A 23,241-nucleotide genomic window follows, 5' to 3' on the forward strand; every position below is an offset into this window, starting at 1 on the left:
GCTCTTTATCTATTATTAACCCTATTATAAGCTTAAGGAACTACTTCCGGCCATAATCGGCCTTGATTTGTCCCCATTCCTTAGTCTGCCACTTCAGCAGCTTGTTGTCATAGGTATGGGTCTGCAGCCATCTAACTGCCCGATCAATCAGTACCCAGATTTCCTCAGTGGAGGCATCACGCGGTAAGGTGGTCGCCACCTTCTTCTGTTTTACCCATTTGATCGCATTTACCGAATCACTATATACAGTCTTATTGCTGCCCTCTTTATTCAGAAGAGCTAAAGCATGGACTATGGCAAGGAATTCCCCAAGATTATTGGTCCCCTTGTTAATCGGTCCACAAGAGAATATCACTTCACCGGTTCCCGTATCGACACCTTTATATTCCACTGGACCCGGATTTCCCCGAGTTCCCACATCTACGGACACACTGAAATAATCAATCTCCTCCGATGTCTCAACGCCAGCGCTCCGCTTGAACGAAGTGCTCTTCTTATCTTTGGCTGTGCCAGATGCCGCAGCACCTGTTCCCCAATTGCCTTTCCAACCCGCTTTGTAAGCCTCATCGGCTGCAGCTTTGGATTCATAAGATTTATATTTGGCCCCTGTGTAATGATCTGTTTGTGCCTGACATTCTGCCCATGTGCTATATACACCCGGCTGCTTACCTGCCCATACCACATAAAATTTTTGCTTTGCCATATTTGTAACTCCTTATTGTGTGGATAATTATTTGATGATTCATCCATAATACATTTATCTTCTTTCCAGAATACTGAGTGTGGTATCCAGAATTCTTTGCAGCTTGGAAGAGTCGCGGGTAACTTTAACCATCACACGAAATCCTACTAACGCATTATTCAGATATTCGGAAAGAGCTGAAGGATCAAGGTTTTTGGGGATTTCTCCTTGGTCTTGACCATGTTTCACGATTTCTAAAAGGATCTTTTCTGTACGACTAAAGCTGTCATTAACCTTTTCTGCAGCTTCAGGATCATGCAGGGAAAGCTCCGTTGCCGTATTAACAATCAAACAACCTAAAGGTTCGCTTTCCTCTTTATGGAGAGCCATATCAAAGAGCAGTCTGATGGCTTCTATAGCTGTGGGCAGACTCTGAATACGCTGATCCATTTTGGATTCCGCAATCTCCGCATAACGGTCCAGTACCTTCATGAATAAATTATGCTTGTCTCCAAATGTATCATACATGCTTCTTTTATGAATTCCCATGTGAGTAACAAGATCCTGCATGGAAGTGAGCTCATATCCCTGACGCCAAAAAACAGTCATGGCCTTACTCAGTACAGTATCGACATTAAACTCTTTATTGCGAGCCACAGTCACTCCCCCTCTGACCTTCAATTTTAGCATTTGTAGAACGGTTGGTAAAGATTATTAGCCAAAACCCTTAGGAGGTAAGATCATGAAAAAACTTGCAAGCTTAGCAACCGTATTGTTACTGGTACTAATAGTAGGTTGCGGAAACAATAACAATGGAGCAGCCGGAAATCAAAACGGGGCAAATGATGCAGCCGGAAACACTGCTGGCAATACTGCTGGAGACACAACTGGCACTACCACTGGGAATACGAATGGAAATGCAGACCAACCGACTGATGCTGTCACCTCAGCTTCCATAGTGGACAGTGAGGCGAACTTCAAAAAGGCGATTAGTAAAGAGGGAACCTGGATTATTGCAACGTTAAGGGATATGACCTTCACTGAAGATCTCATTTTAGAAGGCGAATTCACCAACAAGGACAAACCAGCGCGTAAAATTGCCCTTTACACACAGGATGCGGATAAAAATATAACCAATTCCTTTACTCTAACGGCACCTAAGATAACCATCAGAAGTACAAATGCACGAATCCAAGGGGGAACATTTATTGGTGATGTGTATGTCGAAGCCAACGGCTTTCAGGTCGTAAATGCAAAAATACAGGGCAATGTCTATTTCGCCAAAGATGAATACCAAGCAACGTATGATCCGTCTGATCAAGGAAGTGTAACCGGGGTTACGGAAGTTCAAAAATAATATCAGAGTAGGAAAAAGGTGTTCTGAAGTCGATGAGACCGAGGAGCATCTTTTTTGAATTCAAAAGGCTCAATCTTAACTCAGAGGTTGACTATATGAGCGAACAGAGCGAAGGGTCGGAGGGATTCTGGAGAAACGGTAGTGTTCGCCTTTAAAGCCTGATTTCAACCTATAATTCACTTTACAATCAAGAAATTAGACTTTAACAGCGATCGCAAGAACCCTCCGAACCCGTAGTGACTTGTTTCACAAACATTCAAGCACTGATTTTGGTTTTGAGCCTTTAATCATACATAGAAATGAGGCACGGCAATGATGGCTTTTTCCCGAATAGCAGCGGTATTTCTCTCCCTGCTGGCGCTTGTAAGCTGTGGTGATCAACAGATTGAGCAACATCCGGTATACCGTATTCAAGCAGGTAGTGATTTGAAAATATTCGTCACCACGGATATCCATTATTTATCTAAAAGTCTGACAGATGGGGGTGCAGCATTCCAAAGAGACCTCGCTCTAGGGGATGGCAAGCAGCTTCGTTACAGCGAGGAGTTGATGAAAGCCTTCGCTTATGATGTACAAATACAAAAGCCGGATATTACGCTGATCAGCGGAGATTTGACGAATAACGGAGAGAAGCAAAGCCATCTGGATATGGCAGGTCACCTGAAAGCGATGGAAAGCAGCAGCGGGACGCAAGTCTATGTTATCCCAGGCAATCACGATCTGTTGAACCCTTGGTCTAAAAGCTTTAAGGGTCAACATCAATATAAAGCGGATTCTATCTCCCCCAAAAAATTCCGGAAAATTTATGCCCCGTTTGGCTATGATGAAGCGTTATCTAAGGATCGTCACTCCTTAAGCTATTTGGCGACTCCTTCAGATAAGCTGTGGCTTCTGATGTTGGATACGAATATGTACCGTAATAATAAAGAGCTTAGACATCCTCAGCTTGAGGGGAGGTTGTCTTCTTCTACCTTGAAATGGATAGATCAATGCGGGAAGCTGGCCAAGCAAAAGGGCGCGATAATCGTGGGTGTTATGCATCACAGCCTGCTTGATCATAGCGAGCTTATGCATGATGGCTTCACGATTCAGAATACACAGAAGGTTAGCGAGGTTTTATTAAGAAATGGAATAGTTACGGTCTTCAGCGGACATATTCATATTCAGGATATTAGTTCTTATAAGCAAGGCACCGAACAAATCTATGATGTAGCGAATAGCGCATTATCGGTATACCCACACCAATTTGGTATAATGACTTACTCTAATGCGAATCATGCTTTAGATTTCAGCACCTCTCCGCTTCACATGGAACTATGGGCGGCTGCCCATAGAGTTGCTGACCCTAATCTTCAACATTTCAAGCCGTACAGCGGATCATCTTTCGGACAATTATCATTCAATGGAAGCTACCGGCGTTTGACCCAAAACCTCAGCTACACCAAGTATACGGAGCCCCAGCTTCAGGCTATGGCGAACGTTATTCAACGTCTTCACAAGAACTTTTTTGCCGGAAGCCGTGTTGAAGACTTGGATGACATAACCTCTTCCGAAGGATATCAACTGTGGCTTACTGCGCCCCCCGGATCACAGAAAAACTATGTCCTGCAATTGGCTCATCAACGTGACAAAGATAACCAACATTTACATGTAACGTTTCCTTGATTGATAACTCCATAACCTTAGCAATTTATTGATTTAATGCTTGGGGGTGAAGGCTTATTATGGCAAAAGCCACCTCTATACCATTCACCAGCAGCGCTATCTTGTGCTCCCCTGCATAATGGCGGCGGGTTGTCAGGTCGGACCATCGATGAGTTCGCGTTCCCTTTAGACTGGTACCCCCAGGTACGGTTTTATCAGATAACAAAAACAATTTGCGGGATGTCCGCCCGGTGGCCTTCACGAAGTCAATTCCGTATTCGATACGGATCCGCGCGGATTCACCTTCTCTTATACTTAACTCAAAATTCAGTGTGCAGCTCCCGCCAATTTGGACTACCCGGGGATCCACAAGTATTGAGGCCCCAACTGTAAGGGGAGATGATTCCTCAGAAGTCGCATAACCAAATAAGGACATTATTTCAGGATCGGCTCTTCGAATTAAGGTACGGCAACCATGCCGAACAATCCAGTCTGTATTCGGATGTACACCCTTCCAGCGGCGGGCTACTTCAAGTACCACTTCCGGGTGATCCTTTGCGATATCGTTCAAATGATTAGCTACACTCTTACGTACATAGAGTGATGTGTCCGCCTTAAGCTGCTCCAGTACAGGAAGTACCGGCGCTGGATCATTCTTGAACATTGGAAGTGCCTGTCCCCAAGGCAAACGCGGTCGGCAGCCTTCACTCGCAAGCCTCCGAACATGCTCACCCGGATGTTTTGACCAAATCTCCATTTGGCGCATCATTTTTTCTGGCTCCCGTAGTAGAAACGGCCTGACAGCAAATTCAGCAGAAGACTTCGAGGTGAATCTCTCCAACGCCTTCATAGACAAATCCCAATCTTCCTCCGCTTGCCCGAATACCTCTACAAAATCAGGGAAAAAGAGGTACGGAAAGCCGACGCACTCCTCTTCAATCGTGAATAGAACCTCCAACGCCTCTGCATACGGAAGATTCAGATGAGTTCCCAGTGATTCAGTAATCCTCCTCATCCGCGCTTTGAGCTCCAGTTCATCCCATGGAGATGCCATTGTAGTTGCAATAAAGCCCTCCGTATCAAACGTCCCGTGAACAGCATGAACCTGCTGACCGAAACGACGCAAAAAATCCTCATTATACATAGCCTTTAAAGGTTCCGCCACTCTCTTGTCCTCCCATATGCTAACTCAGCACTCTAGTTCACTTTGGAAAATCTTATCATAGAGAACTGGACAACCTTATGTCATATTGATTTTATTGGCCGAGTATATCGAACTGCCGGGTTTTAAGATGTATGATACGGCTCCTTGTATCGTTCTTAGATATGTAGATAGGCTCCCCAGTAGAATCAATACAGTAGGATATCGGGATGGAGACGCCACAGTTTCGATAGGAGCCATCTGCATGGCTTGTACCTATAATCATCGCATTATATTTTAGAGCAATCTTCGTGGCTTCTTCAATCCACTCTGCGAACTGCTCATCACTGAACATCCCTACTCCAATCGGATGCATAATGATGTCAATCGTCTCTCCGGGGCCCTCCATCCCTTCTAATCCAGCAAACCCTTGCAGAATCTCCACACACAACAAATAGCCTATTGTAATATTATCCACCATGGTAACAGACGGGCTGTATAAGCTCTCGTTCATAGGAGATTTGGCACGTTCTAGTATAATATCTCCGCAAGAATTAATGATTAGCGCCCGATCCTTGTTATTCCGATCTCTATAACCTGTGATGATCAGTTTCTTGTATTGTTTAGCCAACTTGCAGAGACTAAGTACACCGCTATCGCCTAACACATATCCTTCAGGGTATAAGACAGCATCATAACTTTCATACTGCTTGAGCTCTTCTATTAAATGTTCTAGACCTGCTTCGTGATTAGGTTGAGCTACGAGTAACCTCATACTTGTCACCTCAATTCAGAATGTCCATTACGGCTTGTACACCTTGTTTAGCTCTGCTATTCAATGAACGCTTGTCTTTGATATGAAATTGCTCTAATTCATGCCCCGGATCAATCACTAGCGGCAGAGAGATAATCCCCTCCAATATTTCCACAGTACCCTTGCAGGCTTTGAATAAAAGTTCCTTCGATAATACCTTTTTATTAGAACGGATAATCTCCACCATACCTTCAGCGAACATCAATTTAACGATGCTGTCCGCACTCATAATATTCCGAGCCGCAAAGGAAGCTACCTTCTCGACCATACTGCTATCCTGATAATTCTTGGCAATTGAACTTAAGGAGGCCACAGCGTCCCAGTTCCGAATCGATAAATCCTTGGAATGCTTTTCTATCATTTCTTGAAACCACTCGATTTCAATTTCTTTTGAAATGTTGTATGACCTATATTCTTCGGATTTCCCTTCACGATGCATATGGAGTAAGCTTCCATAATATAAGGCGAATAGTTCCTTGGCTCCCTGGGCTTGTTCATCCATGATTTCACCTCATTCAACAGTCTAATCTTTTCTCTTTAGGATACACCTTTGTCCTTCTCTCTCCAATATCCTACCACTTCGCCAAACATCTATGTACTCCTCCCAGAGCAAAGCAAAGGATGCCATGCTAACTCAATTTCTTGATAAGCAATGAAGCGTTTACGCTGGTCTGTGTACCGCCGGCTAATATTTGCAGGGTAATTACGGAGGATGAACTGTGATTTCGCAGAGTAAGGACATCGCCGGCCGCTGCAGCAATTATAGCTTGACCACTATTTTGCTGTGTACCGGCGCCTGAACCGTAAATCGTCCCCGTTGCCAATGTACTATTCAAAAATAATGCGAATTGGCAGGGTTCTACACCTGACAAGCAATAATCGACCTCATAACTACCGAAGTTGCTAACTACAATCTGAGCAGATCCAGGAATATGCATAATTCCAGCACTGAGAATTCCATTAGTATCAAAAACTATATCAGACTCTACAGGAACAGATTGAGCACCGACATTGTAAATGAATCCGGACACTACGGGCGGATAGATAGGGTATATTATCGCCATTATTATCACTTCCTGCTTTGTATATTTTAGTAGATATGTTATTGAAAAAAACGCCGACAATTTCATAGAGAAAAATTGTCGGCATCTCATTACTATGGATGATTAGGTTACAACAATTTCAATGATAATTGGGGTAGCGTCATCTAGTGTATCCCCGTCTGGAATAGTGATTGCAGCGGTTGTAAGAGTAGAAGTATCAGAGGTTTGAATCTGCGCATTAATGTAAAGATTATAATACGTAGGAACTGGAAATGCTGTAGCAGCTACCCCAGCATCATTGGTAGTGGCTGTAGCAAGAATATTAAAAGTAGCGCCGGTGCCGGTTCCGTCGCCTGCTGTAGTACTAAATCTTCTGGCAGCAACAAAGGGTTTGATTATAGCCATCTTGTATCACCTCGCTTCTCAAATCTAGTTTATGCAACTGATAGAAAATGGGAAGGGCAAGTGGCTGAAACCACTTATACATTTTATTGGATTACCTGAACCAATAGCTGAACGAATTCTAAGGATAAGGGCGTTCCTGTAAAAATAGTGTCTTGGTTATTAAGTAGGTTCAACGTGCTTGGACTTACACTATAGGTGCCACCCACTTGCATAATCCCGTTGATGAAAAGATCCGCATAACTATTCTGATCAAGAGCCGGAAATTCAGTAATAGAGTCCCCGTTATCGTTGGTGAATTGATTTGCGGGAATATCCATTGGTGGAGAAATGTCAGAGTCTGCCGTATAGAAATATCTATCAGCCGTTAGTGTGCTATTAATCTGGGGCGAAGACCCTGCTGGACCTGTTGGGCCTGCGGGACCAGTGGGACCGGGGAGACCTTGGGAACCTTGGGGGCCTGCGGCTCCCGGGAGACCTTGGGACCCCTGAGGGCCTGCGGCTCCCGGGAGACCTTGGGAACCCTGAGGGCCTGCGGCTCCCGGGAGACCTTGGGAACCCTGAGGGCCTGCGGCTCCCGGGAGACCTTGGGAACCCTGAGGGCCTGCGGCTCCCGGGAGACCTCGGGAACCCTGGGGGCCTGCGGCTCCCGGGAGACCTTGGGAACCCTGGGGGCCTCTTAATCCTTGGTTGCCCGGAGCACCTTGCGATCCGTGTTCCCCAGGAAACCCTTGAGCTCCTTGCGGACCGATTGAATTCATTGTTGCCGGTGGATATATGTGTATAAATCTTCTTCTCTTACTTAAAATAGTCTTTTTACATTTTATTTTCCGTTTTCTTTTCAGAGGATGAATTAAATATGTTTTCTTTCTACAATTCTTTCTTCGACTGGATGTAGAGCTTTTCAATCGCGGATGAGATTTAGAAGTTCCTCGAATAAACTTTGTTTTAACTATATATCTCTTATCAAGTAGGTAAGGCTTACTTGGGGTTCGATCCATTCCGATATTGTAGAACATCAAGACATTCACCTCCTTATAAAACAATTTATGTTATTGCCCTATAGGAGGTCTAGACTACTAAACTAAATAGGCCATACTCTATTTTTCTGATAAAAAAATCTGCTAAACGAGAGCAGATAAGATACAACGGATATGATACGGTCACAAGCTCCATGGTGTAACATTATCCCGCATCAGGAGCTCATTTCCGCGCATTCAATTGTACTTTTACACTTCATTCCGCCATAGGAGCACCTTTCCTCGCATTCAATTGTACTTTTACACTACATTTCGCCGTTGCAGCACCTTTTCTCGAAAATAAAAACTCCTCTCTAGAACTTGTGGTTAGACAAGGATTGAAAAGGAGTTTTTATTGGATTTTAACGGGAGCTAGTCCATAAAAAAACCTTGATTTCTCAAGGTTTCTTCTTGTACGCTTAGGACAGGCCCAACCCAACCCCGTACGGCGGTCACCCGCCGCAGGATTTTAAATCTTGTGTCGTGACCAATCCGAAAACCAGATCGTGCCAAATAATGAAACCCTGCGGGAGTTAAATCGTATGTAATGTCAAGATCATTTAAAATTTGAACTTTAAAGCAAAGCGGATAATTAGTACATTCTCTCAAGGAGGCGTTTAAAATGTTTAAAAAATTACTTGGCAAAGTCCTGCATTCATTAGAGCAATCCAAACCTGGAGCACACCGTAAGCATTCCAGCAGCCACAGAGGACGTCATGTCCATTATTCAAGCAGTGCAGGTCACCGCAGTCACCGGAATTCCTCATCCGGTCACGGACATAGCGGAGGAAGTAACGGACACGGGTATTATAAGAACCGTCGCGGCAGTTCCAGTTGATTCTTCATTGTTAAGAGCCGTCCCGTTGATACGGGCGGCTCTTTGCTGTCTACAGCATCATCACGGGACTCCACCCAGTGCCGTGTACAGATCAGCAACAAAAGTGGCAGAGTCAGGATAAGGGTTATCCTCCTCTAGAAGACGCCTGAGTATCTGCCGTACCGCAGTGGAAAGACTGAGTTCCTCCTCCCAGGGACGTTCCGGCATGCCCGGTTCCGGACGGTAACCGGAGTAGAGCATGTATAACATTAAATGGCCAATATCGAACAGATCCGACTGGATGTAAGGCTTCATGCCCGCTGGAGGTACAGATTTGAGCGCAGTATCGTCCCAGAACTGACCTTGTCCACCCCCAATGGGCCGTGCCAGACCAAAATCTATAACCACGACCTCTTGGTCCCGTACAATAACATTTGGGATACGCAGGTCCAAATGTACAAATCCCGGTTCATGAACATGAGTTATCCGATCCATGAGCACTAATGTCCAGCGCAGGCATTCACGCTCACCGATAACAAGGTTCTCCTCAAAAATCAGATCCTCCATTGTCATACCAGCAATATAGTCGGTTACGATCCAGCTTCCCTTTTTACTCTCCCCATAATTCCTCAGCCTTTGAATATAAGGGTGGTCCAGCCGTGAGAGAACCTCTCTCTCCCGTTCCAGCAGAAGCTTAGCAGTCTTCTTCTTGCTGGGTTTGGCGAGTTTCACCGCTACTTCACAATTCTCCAGCTCATCCCGGCAGAGATATGCGATGCCATAACTTCCGATGCCAAGTACCTGAACTACACGATACCGTTCTCCAATCACTGTCCCGGTCTGCGCCGGATAATCACGCCAGGCCAGAATGAAATTGCGCCACCTGTCAAGCAAAGTTAACACACTCCCTCCATGGCTTTAAGGCCTTTGGCTACGACTCGATAATCTTAATATATATTCCAATGGACACATTCTCAATGAAAAGAAAAACATTACTACAATAACAGCTCCCAGCTTAATGGAGTACCCATTTTTAAATCTTTTTTAATTTGCTTTCCCAAAAGTAGATCGTAGTATTTTGGATCTAAACCAAATCCTGGACGAATGATTCTTAAATTTTCCATTGTCATCTCTTCGCCAGCCTTTATATCTTTAGAAATATAAATCGATCTTCTGAATTGAAGCGAATTTTTTTCTTCCTTTGTTGGACCGATTGAAACCCCGCCCAATGACTTCCAAGCAGCATCTGTCTCTTTCACGAGTGAAGCAAATTCTTCAGGCTCCAAGGAAAAAGCAGAATCAACTCCTCCCTCATCACGGTTAAGTGTAAAATGCTTCTCAATGACTGTGCTGCCCAGAGCTACACTTGCAACAGCTGCTCCAATTCCCAAGGTATGGTCTGATAAACCAACCTGACAATCAAATATATCTCTTAAATAGGGAATCGTATTCAGATTCGAGTTTCCGGGTGAAGCTGGATAACTGCTTGTGCACTTTAATAAAATGAAATCATAACAGCCTGCCTCAGTAATTGTTTTTACTACATTTTCAATTTCACCAAGGGAAGCCATCCCTGTTGAGATAATCATCGGCTTTCCTTTGGATGCGACCTTTCTTAATAAAGGGATATCATTATTTTCGAAAGAGGCAATTTTATAGCAAGGAACATCAAGGGTTTCTAAAAATTCAAGCGATGTTTCATCAAACGGTGTACTAAAAGGAATCATACCTAATTCCCTGCAACAATCAAAGATCGTCTGATGCCATTCCCAAGGGGTATACGCCTCTTTATAGAGTTCAAATAGAGACTTCCCTTTCCAAAGTCCATTGGATTCAATCCTGAAATCTCCGGTTTGGATATTAAGTGTCATCGTTTCAGGAGTATACGTTTGAATTTTAAACGCATGCGCTCCTGCTTTTGCCGCAGCTTTCACAATATCGAGCGCCCGGTCAAGTGACTTATTATGATTCCCTGACATTTCCGCTATGATAAAAGGAGGATTGCCCTTTCCTATACGTTTATTACCGATCGTGATTTCCTTCATTTGCTCTCAAAACCTCCTCTTTTAGAAATTCACTTTGCTTCTCCCATTGTTCATTAAATACACCCATTAACACCACATCGACATATTTATTATTTTTCAGAATTTGCTTTACTAGCCTGCCTTCTTCAGCAAAACCTAATTTTTGGTGATAGGATAAGCTCTTTCTATTAAAGTCCAGTATTTGAGCACAACATTTCCTCATCTTTCTTTCTTTAAAAATGTAATCCAAAGCTAAGATCCCCATGATCTTCCCGGACCCGCGAGGACTGGTCTTATCCCCAATATAGAATCCCCATTCACAAGTTTTGTTCTTCGGATCGATTTGTGAAAAGTTAACTAAACCAATGGGTTTTTCTTTATAAAAACACAGCTTTACTAGTTTACTTGCATCTTTTTCCACGGCCTCCAACCATCGATAATGATCTTCTAACGGAATCAAATCATCATGATTCATAAAAGGACGTATATGATCAGCATTACGCCATTCCAATACAAGATTGATTTCCCCTTGGCTTAAATTCTCCAGTTTATAATCATTAATGGATGTCATTTTCCCCTCCCAAAATAATATTGTCTATGACTTCATTGAATTTATCCTCTCCCATAAGCTGAAGGGCTTTTATAGATAGCTCTTTCACCAAAAAGGGGTTGGCAAGCATTGTGTTAATTTCGTCTTCCATCCTTTTCGTTGTTACTCCAGCACTAACACCTAGGCATCTAGTAGCCCCTTTATCATGGACCCGTTTTGTTATTTCCCTTTGGTTATCTGCAGTTACAATGGAAAGCGAAGGCAATCCTAAATAACACCGCTCCCAGGTGGAACTTCCGCCTGCTCCAATTGAAAAGTCGGCCTTCCACATTAATTCGGCCATATAATCAATCTGACAATGAAAAAATGCATTTGGCATAGTGTTACACATCTGTTCAATGACATCCTTGTTTGTATTCATTTCACCTACTACGACATCAATGTGTAAATAAGAAAATCGGGAATTACTTAATGTTTGTAATACTTTTAATGTTTCATGAGTAGGGTCTGTGCCACCAAAAAACACAAGAATTCTGTTTATTCTTCCATCACGCTCCGCTAACTGCTTCTTAACTGACCGAAATTCAGGACGAAGTATTGCATAACTAGTCCCTATTAACTTCACGCAACTTTTCGGGACTAAATCATGATAACGGTCTTCAGCATATGAACTATTCTGATCTATTACAATACTGCATTGATGTGGCCGATCGGCTAAGTCATCGATCACAACAATCTTCGCTACATTCGCTTCTATTAATTTCTCCCATCTATAATCGATTCCATAATGGTCAATGATCAAACAATCAACAGGCGAGCATTCAATCAGGATTTGTGCGGTTTCCATCGCATCTGTTTCCCAGTCCACTTGTAACCAAGATGCATAAGTTCGTTCACTTTGGAATGGCAGCAAAAATACATGATAGCCCTTGTCCCTTATATAGTTTGATAGATTCCCAGGTAAATCACGGCAAATGAACGATATTTTCGCTTTTTCTTTCTTAAGTTCATTGGCCAGTGTTACACAACGCATAACATGACCCGTACCCATTTCATATGAAGAATCGACCCGAAAGATTATATTCATTTTTAAGATCTCCTGTGTACTTTCTTTTGTTCGATATGAGCGTTGAGTAGCACCCATTCTGGATTCTCTTGTAAAATGGAGACAACATCATCCAGCGTGAACCGTTCTATTCTCCTCTTGTACAGAGCTGTTATCAGTCTCGCAATTAATTCAAAGTCCGCTTCCGTATCCACTGTGAGGCGATAAGAGCTTAAATCTGTTGTCTGCTTAACTTGCCCTAATCTAAAAACTTCAGGATGCTGATACAAATAAGAGGTAACATGTTCCCGCTCTGCAGCATAACTCGCTTCCTTATATGCCTGTTCCAACACCTTCATTGAGAAAACCTCAACATCATATCCACGAGGATAGGTTCTCTCAATGGTGTTGGATACATAATCATAACGTTCTGAATTGGATAGAAAAACAGTTATTACCTCGTCTATAACAGCCGGGTCCAGTAATGGGCAGTCTGAAGTAAGGCGAACAACGATCTCTGCCCCATAATAACAAGCCGCTTGATAATACCGGGACAAGACATCTTCCTCCGAACCCCGGTAGTAATCCACTGACATTCGTTTACACAAATCAATGATGGGCTGTTCTGCATCCTTAGTCGTTGTAGCAATGACAATTTGGTCTATGGTCTTGGCTTGTCTTACTCGCTCTATCTGATATTCAAGTAGAGGTTTACTTACAACTTCTTTCATAATTTTTCCCGGTAGTCTCGTCGATTCCATTCTTGCCTGTATGATCGCTACTATTCTCATAGGATCTCCTTCATATCATTTAGAGTAATAGTCTAAGACTTTATTTACAGCACGGATAACGTCATAAACATCCTGCTCCGACATCCCGTGGAATAGCGGCAGCGTAATCATTCTGTTATACAATTGTTCTGCCTTCGGGCAAATCCCTTGTGGGTAGCCGAGCTCTTGATAATAAGGCAAGAGATGCACTGGAATATAGTGCACATTCACACCTATGTTCTCCTTAAGCAGTGCTTCAAAGACATTTTTTCTACTGCCTCTTAGCTGCTCCAAGTTAAGAGAGATGATATACAGATGCCAACTGGAGTCACCCTCACTGCTCTGGTAAGGAATTTGGATTGTATTTGTATGTTGAAATGCCTCGTTATACATAGCCGCATATTTTTTCCTTAAATCAATAAATTGATCTATTTTTTTGAGCTGGCTTATGCCAAGAGCTGCCTGGATATCAGTGATTCGATAGTTATACCCCAGGAATTGCATTTCATAGTACCAGGGACCGTGATTCTGAGTCATAAGATCAGGGTTACGTGTAATGCCATGCGACCGAAATTGCAGCAGTTTCTCATAATACATCGGGTTATTCGTTGTAATTATTCCACCTTCACCCGTTGTTATATGCTTTACGGGGTGAAAGCTGAACATCGTCATATCTCCAATGGAGCCAATGCTTTTATTCTTATATTTTGCACCAAGCGCATGTGCCGCATCTTCAATCACAACTAAGTTTTTTTCCTTGGCTATTTTATTGATTTCATCAAGCTCAACTGGCTGACCTGTAAAATGAACGGGAATGATTGCTTTTGTTTTTTCTGTTATCTTGTCCTTGATCCGTTTGGGATCCAGATTATACGTTAGCGGATCGATGTCGGCGAATACCGGCTTTGCTCCTTGGTATAATATACAGTTAGCCGAGGCGGCAAAGGTCATTGGTGTAGTAATGACCTCATGTCCCGCGCCAATCCCGGCAGCATAGCAGGCACCATGTAATGCTGCTGTTCCGCTTGTGAAGGCCACAGCATATTTCGCTCCTGTGAAGCTTGCAATCTCAGATTCAAATTGCTCAATTGCAGGACCCGTTGTTAAGAAATCACTTTGTAACACCTTAATAACCGATTGGATATCCTCCTCATCGATGACTTGTCTTCCATAAGGTAAATAGTGACTACGCACCGGGGTTCCACCATGGATTGCTAATTTGCTGCCGCTCATGATTTGAAACGATCCTTTCTATGAAAGGTAGATTGTATCCATTTTTCCGTCTGTTTTATCCCCTCTTCAATCGTTACCTTCGGTGTCCAAAACAGGGTTTTTTCAGCTTTTTGAAAATTACATAACAGCTTTTGGATCTCACTTTGAGGATGAATATGGGGAATATGATGAATAGGCACTTGCTCATCTGCAATAAGCTCTGCTAAATGATTGATTGAAATATCTTCCCCTGTACCTGCATTCACGATTTCTCCTTTTAACTGATCGTTGTAACCAGCTTCAACTACAAAATCAGCACAATCTTCTACATATAATAAATCCCGTGATTGTGTGCCATCCCCATAGATGTTTAGGGGTTCGCCTTTTAATTTATTATGAATAAAGATGGCCACGACTCCGCCTTCACCACCGGTTCTCTGAAAAGGACCATACGTATTAAACGGTCTCACGACTACTACTGGTAAACCGTAGGCAAAGAAATAGGATAACACCATATTCTCAGCAGCAATTTTGGCTCCAGCATAGGGGGAAGCCGGTTTGATAGGGGACTGTTCGTCAATTCCATGTTCCTCACTTGCTCTGGCGTATACCATGCATGTACTCATAAAGACTATTTTCACATGCTGCTTTCTGCATTCTTCTAGTAAATAAAAGGTAGCAACTGTGTCGTTGTTAAAAGTGGTCTCAGGATCATCAATACTGTCTTGAACATTGATACTTGCTGCAAGGTGGTAACAAAGATCAAATTTTGTATCGCGAAAAAGCTCCTTTAATGATTCTCGATCTTTAAGATCCATAATTTTGACCATTTGCAGATTTTCATTGTCCATAAACTCGTTTACATTCTCAAGTGATGAATTCGCTAAGTTATCTAATACCCATACCTTTTGACCATCCTTTAACAAACGTCCAACGACCCATCTACCAATGAAACCAGTACCACCAGTTACGAGTATGTTCATAGTAAACCTCCGCTAGATTAGATTTTGTTCGTTAGTTAGTTTCCGCACTTGTTCCTTAGTCAGCGGTATTGCTCCTTCCGAGCTATAGGTACCGGGTTTCGGTCTACTTGCCTTCTTGTATGTTTTTTTAGGGGCAAACGGAGAAGGAACAATATATAAATTCGGTAATTCATAAGCACTTAATGATTCGTCATACGTCATCAGTTCTTCATATTTTTTTTCACCAGGCTTTAAGCCAACTTCAACAATATCAACTGCGGACGGGTCAATCCCGTATTTCTTTCGCGTTTCTTCCACCACAACTTCTGCTAAGTCCTTAAGTTTAATTACAGGCATTTTTAAAATAAACGTTTCTCCACCTTTAGCTATCTGCAGGGATTGGATTGTAAGTATAGTCGCCTGCTCTAACGTCATCATAAATCTAGTCATTGATAAATCCGTTACAGTTACATCTTTGCCTTCTCTGACTTGCTTCACAAATAACGGTATGACCGAACCTCTGGAGCCCATTACATTCCCAAACCGCACTGTAGAAAAAACAGTTTTTCCTGAGCCCTTCGAGTATTCTGCCGAGGAAACAAGCTTCTCAGCGGATAATTTTGTTGCTCCATAATTATTGGTCGGAGAAATGGCTTTATCTGTACTTGTAAACACTACTTTTTTTACGTTCTGCTGTTTCGCTGCTCTAATCACGTTATAGGTGCCGATAATATTCGTGAGTACAGCCTCAAAAGGGTTATATTCACAAAATGAAACATGCTTCATTGCTGCTGTATGGAACACATAATCCATATCTTCCATCGCACTTAACACACGATCATAATCACGAACATCTCCAATCAGGTAACTTAGCTTTGAATTTCCATTCACTTCATTTTGCAGCTCGAATTGTTTATACTCATCCCTACTAAAAATCTTGATGACTTCAGGTTCCTCTTGTAAAATATGCTTCACAATGTTTTTTCCAATGGTGCCTGTTCCGCCAATAACCAGGATTTTTTTATTTCTAAAAAACATACCTGTCCTCCTCCCTTCTCATTTATTCAGATCTTACATTTATCAATTGGTTGATCAAATTTGTAAGCTCTTTACCAGAATGTTCTGTTTGATAGGATTGCAGTAAAAACTTATTCTTCACACCCTCATAGGTAAATCTCTCTTTTTCACTAGAAAAATATAAAGAGACTATTTTTATTAATTCGGTTGGTTCGTTCTGAATATATTTCTCCAGGGTATTATAATAATCGTACTCTCGATTTGCATGAATGAAATCATAGACAAAAACAGGTTTATTCATTAACAAACCTTCCAAGGCAACGGTAGAAAGTGAAGATAGGATCCCATCTGAATTAATAATCAAATCACGTATATCTACTTTTCTATCTTTGATAACATGGACTGATTTATATTTGCTTTCCAAATCCGTATAGATTGAAATCAGCTTTTTTGAAAATTCCCAAGGATGGGGTTTTATGATTAATTGAAATTTCTCATCCGTAACCAATTCTGTGATAAGCACTTGTATCTTTTTTTCATCTAATTTAGGCCCTGTAGCAAGTAATAACGTAATTTTATTGGGATCAAGGTCGTATGCTTCAATAAACGTATGATTCGGTAGTAGTCGTGAAGAAGTAAAGATTTCATCATATCGAGGGTGACCGATCACTGCGATTCGCTTTTCCTCAAGACCTCTTGTCACAAACCACTTTTTCTCATACTCTCCATATACACCCACATGACTTGAGAAAACGGGGATAAAGGCTTCCTCCCCCATCAAAATCCCATGTTGCAAACAAATGCAGGGAATTCCTTTCATAGCTCCAACAATAGCAAGGGATCGACTCATAACATCTTCTGACGTACCTATCAATACCGTTGCTATCGGAATTTGATCATAAAGATTACTAACAGTTTCTATTGCATCTACTATACCGGGAATTCGTTTAATGAAGGTTTGGCTAAAAAAAGGATTACTAAAAGCCGGATGTCCTTCGTATTTAGCTACAATTGAAGTTGCCATTCTGATTAACTCTTCAGACGTATGTCTTGTGTCACTCTTATAGCTTCCAACAAATACATTCGGAATCCCAAAGTATTCAGGGGCTCTGGAACGTGACAAAACCAACGTGTGATCTCTATTAAAATACTCACTTAATCTTTTCTCTGGAATTCTTGTGTAGTCTAGATTGATTAATATCTTTCCATCTACATTCGTCTTCATGGGTTGCTTAATAGGTGCTACCATCATTTCAAAAAAAGGTTGAATCTCGTTTTGTTCCTTAATACTTGAATCGTTCAATTTCATCCCAAAATCTTGTCGCTCCATATCGCTTCTAAGTTCATCATTAATTTGTTGATAGAAATTCGTCATGAGAGCAATGGGGATGTCTCTATATTGTAAATCCTTAAAAACATTGATGAATTCACTATAAAGAGACCAGTAATTAGAAAGATAGATAGACACTCCTTGTTATCCCTCCTTATTGTTTCATTGATCTCAGATCTTCTCTTAGTTCTCTACATGTTCTTTGAGGCGGTAACATTTGTATAAATTCACTCTTTTCTTGTTGTTGCAGTTGATAATGAATGGATAATTCCGTTATATAGTTATCATCTAAAAGATCCTCTATCGGATAGAAATCCCAGAAATGATTGAGCCGCCAAAAAAACCTGGCATCACCAATTCTATAGAATTCTGGATTCTCGTCCCAATAGGAGCCGAATTTTTCTTCTATGACAGGGAGAATGGATCTTCTATGCATGACTGAGCAATGATCTATTTGGCAAGGGGCTACCGAGACAACTCTCTTTGCCTGTCTTAATTGTTTTTTTGTAATCTCATTCTTTTCATTCAAGTAATTAACTAATGAGGCAGAATAGACAATCATGACATTGGGGTTGAGCTCTAAATAATCGACCATTTTTTCTAGTCTAATGTCTCTATAACAGTTATCATCCGTTGCATATGAAATATACTCACCCGACGCTTTTAGCAAGGCTTCATTGATTAGAGCAGCATATCTGACCTTCTCAACTCTTTCGCTCATGGTTTGTATATCACTCTGATAGAATTTGATCCTTGCATCATCTAGAAATGGCTCAATGGCTTTCATTGTTTCTGAATTCGAGTTATCATCCATCAAGAAGAGTTCAAAATCTGTAAAAGTCTGATTTACAATGGATTGAATGGACTTTGTGATATATGCAGGCTTATTGTAGCTAGTCATTATTATGGATACCTTTGGCAATATAAAACCTCCTTTGTGCTGTTACTTTCTATACTATGTTTTGATAATAAAAATGTAATAGGAAATAAGACTAAATTTTCCAACTATATAAGATGAGTTTAAGATTTAGCTACATTGGGTTTGGGTCGTAACTACGGTGAATGTTGGACTTCCAGCCGCTGTTGTCTCCGGATTTCTGGATTTTTACCGCTATTAGCGGATGAAATCCGGAGACAAAGGCGGACGCTACCGCTCCTCCAGTTCCAAAATCCCCCTCCGTTACTTCAATCCTTTTTGTCAGTTTATCAAGTTCAATCTAAATATTAATAATAGGGCAAATCAGCTCCGGAATAGGATAACAGGGCCACCCATCAGGGTGGCCCGAAAGAAATTTTTAGGTGGGTTGAACCTTCACTAACAAATGATCGATTCGATGTTGAAAGGTGTGTGAAGTCAATACGCGTTTTCTTGCTTCTATAGCCATTTGTTTGCGTTCTTCATCGTGTGCAATATAATAATGAATCTTCTCAAGTAGATCATTCTTATCTTCGAAAGAAACAATTTCTTTCCCTTCCTCAAAATGATCTACCAACTCTTCTTTAGAATCAATAAGTTGAAATGCTTCGCAACTGGCAGCATCAAAGGTACGGTTGTTGATACTTTTAGCAATAATACCCAAACGATTTTTATTGTATTTCTCATCAGAAGGACGGTGGATATTTAAAACAATTTTTGAACCATTATAATAATTCACAACGGTTTCGGGCTTTACCCAGGCATTCACTAAATCTAAATCTAGATTTAAATTTTTGTTCCATTCATTATTATGCTTGCCCCATCCTCTCCCAACGATTTGAATGTGATAGTCTGTTCTCTTTAATAAGAATTCAATAAGCTCAATTCGATTACTATAGGGAACTCCTACTAAACAAATATCACTTGTAAACTCTTCAGACACTAGTATGGAATGAAACATTTCGGGATCTGTGCCTAACGGAAGATGATACACATAGGGATGTCCAAGTCTTTTATATTGTTCTACTGCAGCTTGATCGATGGTAAAAATGCAGTCAAAAAAAGTGATAAGCGGAAGGGTCCAATCCATATAATAAGGATCTTCCGTCATCCAAATGGCCGACTTTACTTTGGTTTGTTTTAAAAAATCTAGTATGGGTTTGGAGATTTTCAAACCGGCCATGGCTAAAATAAGATCTGGCTGCAAAGATTGTTCCTTAAGCTTTAATGCATTTAAATCGTTTTTCAATGTAAAAGGTTCACAATAGTGCCCTGCATTCTGAAAAGCTTCTACTATACTTCGTTCAAAAAAGTAATAAACTGCTCTAAAACCTGAAGTAATAAAAAGAATTTTCACTTTTTTTCCTCCCTTGTACATCGGAGAATTTTTAGTTAATAGGACATTGCCACAAACATAAAATAAATTAAGCCATATGATGTTTTAAAAAGTGGAGGTGAACATATGGCGTATACGTTAGTTGAATTCGGTAGAAGCTTACAGACAAACCTAGATAATGGAGTTATTGTTCCAATTAATGCAACACCAACGTTGATATTATCATTTGGTATTAATGTTCCAACTGCAACTAACTTTGTAGAACTCATTACTACAGTAGGTTGGCAGGTGACGAACGTTTTTGCCACACCACCAGATCAACCAAAACTCTTCCTCCAAGTCCTTATGGATGGAGTCGTTGTGGGTAGTAATGCGCAAGAGTCCATTTCAAACGATGAAGATGGACCGCTTGAAATGAACACAACATTCCACGCCATTCTTACGAATGTATCTGTAGGATTTCATGCCTTTCATGTGTTTGCCTCAAACCCAGAGGATCTTCAGGGAGATATTACCATAACCGGCCCAGTCAATATTACTGGAAAAGTTTACGCGCCTGCCTAAACCTTTTATTATTAATCAAAGTAAAAACTCCTTTGTAGAAGTCTTGTTTGTTCTAGGGAACAAACAAGGTCAACACCTTCTACTATAGGAGTTTTTTTTATACTATTCATCTGAATGGCTGAAGATGCTACAACAGTTGAAGATAAAATTTACCTTCTATAAGGTAAAGATCACTTAAGAAATGAAATTGCCTCATGTGTACGACCAAGTTTCGTAATTGTCTCATCATATTGTGTAGAAGCATAAGCGAAAAACAAGATATCAATAACCACCAATTGGGCCAGACGTGAGCTGGTTGCTCCACTTCTCAGAGTAGCCTCTGGAGCAAGTGGTGTGTACAGCATCACATCTGCCAACTCCGACATTTTATGATTTCCAAACCGAGAGAGACCAATGGTCCGGACTCCGTAATTTTTCGCCACCCGAAACAATTGGACTACTTCTTTGGTATTGCCGCTGTATGAGACACCCATGAAGAGAGCATTAGGCGGGGCACTTGCAAGTGCAGTTGCAATAAGATGCTCGTCCTGAAGGGCAAATGCCGGCTTACCCAGACGCAGCCACTTTTGGGCAGCATCCGCCGCTACGATCGCAGATGCACCTACACCATACATATAAATGACTGAGGCTTCAGAAAAATCCCTCACGACTTGGTCAATCGTATCCGGCTGCAGATGTAATATAATATCTTGGATGGCCTGCAAACTGTTCGAGACCGTCTTTTGAATCACATTTTGCATCGTTTCTTGTCGTTCGATATCATAATAGCCGGGCTTCTGCTCCATCGCATTCTCGACGGATAACCGAACCTTTAAATCTGGAAACCCACTCAAACCCAGTGAACGGCACAATCGGGTAATTGCGGCAGCACTCGTTCCGGCTTTTTCCGCAAGTGTATGAATGCTAAGTTTTGAGATTCCCTCTATTTCATCCAAAATATATCTAGCTGCTTTCCGCTCCGATTCCGGCAGTTGTGTCAGCATAGTCTCTATTTGTACCACGATACTTCCTATCACCCAAAATCCCCCTTCTTCACGAAAAAAAACGAGCGCTACGAAACCACGCCCGTTTCGCGACAGATATGATTAGGAGACTTTAATTCATCCGCCTAGTCATCAGTTACTATCACTTATTATGCTCTACGAGCATCTGTTTTGTAAAACCGAAGAAGTAAGTTAATACAAATCCGGCGATATAAGAAATTAACAATCCTGATAAATACACAAGTACCGTTGCCCCTATCCCCATAGGTCCTTTAATGAGTGGAATCAGTACGAGGCCCGATGGACCAATCGCAACGGAACCCACAAATCGACCCGACATTGCGAACAGTCCTAGCAAGGCTCCACCAAAGCCGCCGCCTAAACATGCTGTGATAAATGGACGACCCAAAGGAAGGCTGACCCCATAGATCAAAGGCTCACCGATCCCAAGAAAACCAACGGGTAGAGCTCCTTTAATCAAATTACGCAATCTCTTATTATGATTTAATTTCATATAAATTGCGATTGCCGATCCAACTTGACCTGCTCCCGCCATGGCAAGAATGGGAAGCAGAGCGGTATACCCGATCTGGGTGATTAATTCCGCATGTATGGGAATAAGTGCCTGATGCAGACCGAACATAACCAGCGGAAGAAATAATGAAGCGAGTACAAAGCCTGAGAAGGCACCGCCATGAGCCAATAACCAAGTGGTAACACTGCCAATACCTTGAGAGATAATACCACTGACCGGCATCAGGAAAAATACTGTGAGCAAGCCGACTACAAGAAGTGATAATGTTGGCGTAACGATAATATCGATAGCTGCCGGAATTCTTTTACGCAGATACTTTTCCATTACGGAGATGAATCCTGCCGCCAAGATCGCACCAATAATCCCACCCTGTCCAGGGTTCAACTTAATCTCACCAAAAAATGGATAGATATAAGAGATATTGGCAACTGCCGGGGCAACAATGATGGCGGCCACCGCACCCCCAAGCGCCGGGGTTCCTCCAAATTCTTTTGCCGCGTTAATACCTGCAAAAATCGTTAGAAAACCGAAGAAAGCAGAACCGATAACCCCAACAATGGGTTGGAGAGTAACTAGCCATTGAGCCGTATGACCCGAAGTAATCAAATTATTAAGCAGTCCAGCGAAACCGTTTATGATACCTGCACCCACAAGGGCTGGAATGAGTGGAATGAAAATATTTCCGATTTTACGTAAAAAATTCTTAAAAGATGTGTTATTCTTCTTTTTCAAAGTAGCCTTAATATCCGTATTCTCTTGAATATTTGATCCTTCATCTAAGGAGTCCGCAGAATCGGATTGCAGTAGCTTTCCAAACTCTTCGGCGACCTTGTTCACGACACCCGGTCCAAGAATGACCTGATAAGTCTCATCATCTACTACACCGAGCACTCCATCGATCTGTTTCAGTCGAGCCTCGTCAATCCGCCCGTTGTCCTTGATAGAAATACGCAGTCTTGTCATGCAGTTGGTGAATTCATTAACATTCTTCCCACCGCCAATGGATTCTAGAATCCCTTGGGCCATTCCTTCATACTTATTCATCACCTTAGCCTCCTGTACTTTCATGTTGTAGTAT

At 41.8% G+C, this 23,241-nt stretch carries 25 protein-coding genes; 4 read left to right on the forward strand and 21 right to left on the reverse strand.

What is annotated here, in order from left to right:
• Positions 1–40 precede the first annotated feature (40 nt).
• Both rnhA and PWYN_RS25315 read right to left on the reverse strand, forming a co-directional pair.
• Complete coding sequence (gene rnhA, locus PWYN_RS25310) at positions 41–703, reverse strand: ribonuclease H (RefSeq protein WP_036657766.1); 663 nt, start codon at positions 701–703, stop codon at positions 41–43.
• A 54-nt stretch (positions 704–757) separates the two neighbouring features.
• Entirely contained in the window at positions 758–1,339 is a 582-nt protein-coding gene (locus PWYN_RS25315) for a TetR/AcrR family transcriptional regulator (protein ID WP_036657767.1), read from the reverse strand.
• Between the two features lie 85 nt (positions 1,340–1,424).
• Between PWYN_RS25315 and PWYN_RS25320 the strand changes: the two genes are divergently transcribed.
• Entirely contained in the window at positions 1,425–2,039 is a 615-nt protein-coding gene (locus PWYN_RS25320) for a hypothetical protein (protein ID WP_036657769.1), read from the forward strand.
• Positions 2,040–2,351: 312 nt separating this feature from the next.
• On the forward strand, positions 2,352–3,704 hold the full coding sequence (locus tag PWYN_RS25325) for a metallophosphoesterase (protein WP_052088400.1): 1,353 nt from the start codon (positions 2,352–2,354) through the stop codon (positions 3,702–3,704).
• Positions 3,705–3,729: 25 nt separating this feature from the next.
• On the opposite strand, the gene PWYN_RS25330 is transcribed toward PWYN_RS25325, so the two are convergent.
• The 6 genes from PWYN_RS25330 to PWYN_RS25355 form a co-directional block, all read right to left on the reverse strand.
• On the reverse strand, positions 3,730–4,848 hold the full coding sequence (locus tag PWYN_RS25330) for a DNA alkylation repair protein (protein ID WP_036657771.1): 1,119 nt from the start codon (positions 4,846–4,848) through the stop codon (positions 3,730–3,732).
• A gap of 91 nt (positions 4,849–4,939) precedes the next feature.
• Positions 4,940–5,599, reverse strand: a complete 660-nt coding sequence (locus PWYN_RS25335) for a hypothetical protein (protein WP_036657772.1) — start codon at positions 5,597–5,599, stop codon at positions 4,940–4,942.
• Positions 5,600–5,609: 10 nt separating this feature from the next.
• Entirely contained in the window at positions 5,610–6,140 is a 531-nt protein-coding gene (locus PWYN_RS25340) for a hypothetical protein (RefSeq protein ID WP_036657773.1), read from the reverse strand.
• 127 nt (positions 6,141–6,267) lie between these two features.
• Positions 6,268–6,702, reverse strand: coding sequence for a hypothetical protein (locus PWYN_RS25345; protein ID WP_052088402.1), 435 nt, complete (start codon positions 6,700–6,702; stop codon positions 6,268–6,270).
• Positions 6,703–6,804: 102 nt separating this feature from the next.
• The gene (locus tag PWYN_RS25350; protein ID WP_036657774.1) at positions 6,805–7,086 is read right to left on the reverse strand and encodes a DUF4183 domain-containing protein; all 282 of its coding nucleotides are present in this window, start codon (positions 7,084–7,086) and stop codon (positions 6,805–6,807) included.
• 83 nt (positions 7,087–7,169) lie between these two features.
• Positions 7,170–7,844, reverse strand: coding sequence for a DUF4183 domain-containing protein (locus PWYN_RS25355; protein ID WP_036659178.1), 675 nt, complete (start codon positions 7,842–7,844; stop codon positions 7,170–7,172).
• Between the two features lie 880 nt (positions 7,845–8,724).
• On the opposite strand from PWYN_RS25355, the gene PWYN_RS25360 reads away from it, so the two are divergent.
• Positions 8,725–8,940: a hypothetical protein gene (locus tag PWYN_RS25360; protein WP_036657775.1), complete on the forward strand. Its 216-nt coding sequence runs from the start codon at positions 8,725–8,727 to the stop codon at positions 8,938–8,940.
• 60 nt (positions 8,941–9,000) lie between these two features.
• Here the strand turns inward: PWYN_RS25360 and PWYN_RS25365 are convergent, their stop codons facing one another.
• The 11 genes from PWYN_RS25365 to PWYN_RS25415 form a co-directional block, all read right to left on the reverse strand.
• Positions 9,001–9,813: a serine/threonine protein kinase gene (locus PWYN_RS25365; RefSeq protein WP_036659179.1), complete on the reverse strand. Its 813-nt coding sequence runs from the start codon at positions 9,811–9,813 to the stop codon at positions 9,001–9,003.
• Between the two features lie 101 nt (positions 9,814–9,914).
• On the reverse strand, positions 9,915–10,964 hold the full coding sequence (gene pseI / locus PWYN_RS25370) for a pseudaminic acid synthase (protein WP_036657776.1): 1,050 nt from the start codon (positions 10,962–10,964) through the stop codon (positions 9,915–9,917).
• Positions 10,942–11,514, reverse strand: coding sequence for a UDP-4-amino-4,6-dideoxy-N-acetyl-beta-L-altrosamine N-acetyltransferase (pseH, locus tag PWYN_RS25375; RefSeq protein WP_036657779.1), 573 nt, complete (start codon positions 11,512–11,514; stop codon positions 10,942–10,944). The genes pseI and pseH overlap by 23 nt, the downstream gene beginning before the upstream one ends.
• Positions 11,501–12,580: a UDP-2,4-diacetamido-2,4,6-trideoxy-beta-L-altropyranose hydrolase gene (pseG, locus tag PWYN_RS25380; RefSeq protein WP_036657780.1), complete on the reverse strand. Its 1,080-nt coding sequence runs from the start codon at positions 12,578–12,580 to the stop codon at positions 11,501–11,503. Before pseG ends, pseH begins: the two co-directional genes overlap by 14 nt.
• Positions 12,581–12,582: 2 nt before the next feature.
• On the reverse strand, positions 12,583–13,329 hold the full coding sequence (locus tag PWYN_RS25385; RefSeq protein WP_036657781.1) for a cytidylyltransferase domain-containing protein: 747 nt from the start codon (positions 13,327–13,329) through the stop codon (positions 12,583–12,585).
• Positions 13,330–13,344: 15 nt separating this feature from the next.
• The gene (gene pseC / locus PWYN_RS25390) at positions 13,345–14,541 is read right to left on the reverse strand and encodes a UDP-4-amino-4,6-dideoxy-N-acetyl-beta-L-altrosamine transaminase (protein WP_036657782.1); all 1,197 of its coding nucleotides are present in this window, start codon (positions 14,539–14,541) and stop codon (positions 13,345–13,347) included.
• Positions 14,538–15,503 carry an NAD-dependent epimerase/dehydratase family protein gene (locus PWYN_RS25395; RefSeq protein WP_036657783.1) on the reverse strand — a complete coding sequence of 322 codons (966 nt, stop codon included), beginning with the start codon at positions 15,501–15,503 and terminating at the stop codon, positions 14,538–14,540. The genes pseC and PWYN_RS25395 overlap by 4 nt, the downstream gene beginning before the upstream one ends.
• A gap of 12 nt (positions 15,504–15,515) precedes the next feature.
• A complete protein-coding gene (locus PWYN_RS25400; protein WP_036657784.1) occupies positions 15,516–16,520 on the reverse strand; it encodes an SDR family NAD(P)-dependent oxidoreductase in 1,005 nt (334 codons plus the stop codon).
• A gap of 22 nt (positions 16,521–16,542) precedes the next feature.
• Positions 16,543–17,967: a glycosyltransferase family protein gene (locus tag PWYN_RS25405; RefSeq protein WP_036657785.1), complete on the reverse strand. Its 1,425-nt coding sequence runs from the start codon at positions 17,965–17,967 to the stop codon at positions 16,543–16,545.
• Between the two features lie 16 nt (positions 17,968–17,983).
• Entirely contained in the window at positions 17,984–18,751 is a 768-nt protein-coding gene (locus PWYN_RS25410) for a glycosyltransferase family 2 protein (protein ID WP_036657786.1), read from the reverse strand.
• 373 nt (positions 18,752–19,124) lie between these two features.
• A complete protein-coding gene (locus tag PWYN_RS25415; protein WP_036657787.1) occupies positions 19,125–20,102 on the reverse strand; it encodes a CgeB family protein in 978 nt (325 codons plus the stop codon).
• Positions 20,103–20,207: 105 nt separating this feature from the next.
• On the opposite strand from PWYN_RS25415, the gene PWYN_RS25420 reads away from it, so the two are divergent.
• Positions 20,208–20,645, forward strand: coding sequence for a hypothetical protein (locus PWYN_RS25420; protein WP_036657788.1), 438 nt, complete (start codon positions 20,208–20,210; stop codon positions 20,643–20,645).
• 170 nt (positions 20,646–20,815) lie between these two features.
• On the opposite strand, the gene PWYN_RS25425 is transcribed toward PWYN_RS25420, so the two are convergent.
• On the reverse strand, positions 20,816–21,661 hold the full coding sequence (locus tag PWYN_RS25425) for a MurR/RpiR family transcriptional regulator (RefSeq protein WP_036657789.1): 846 nt from the start codon (positions 21,659–21,661) through the stop codon (positions 20,816–20,818).
• Positions 21,662–21,770: 109 nt separating this feature from the next.
• Positions 21,771–23,207 (reverse strand): PTS transporter subunit EIIC, encoded by a 1,437-nt coding sequence (locus PWYN_RS25430; RefSeq protein WP_036657790.1) that lies wholly within the window; start codon positions 23,205–23,207, stop codon positions 21,771–21,773.
• Between the last annotated feature and the right edge of the window lie 34 nt (positions 23,208–23,241).

The organism is Paenibacillus wynnii (genome assembly GCF_000757885.1).
GTDB classification, from domain to species: domain Bacteria; phylum Bacillota; class Bacilli; order Paenibacillales; family Paenibacillaceae; genus Paenibacillus_AQ; species Paenibacillus_AQ wynnii.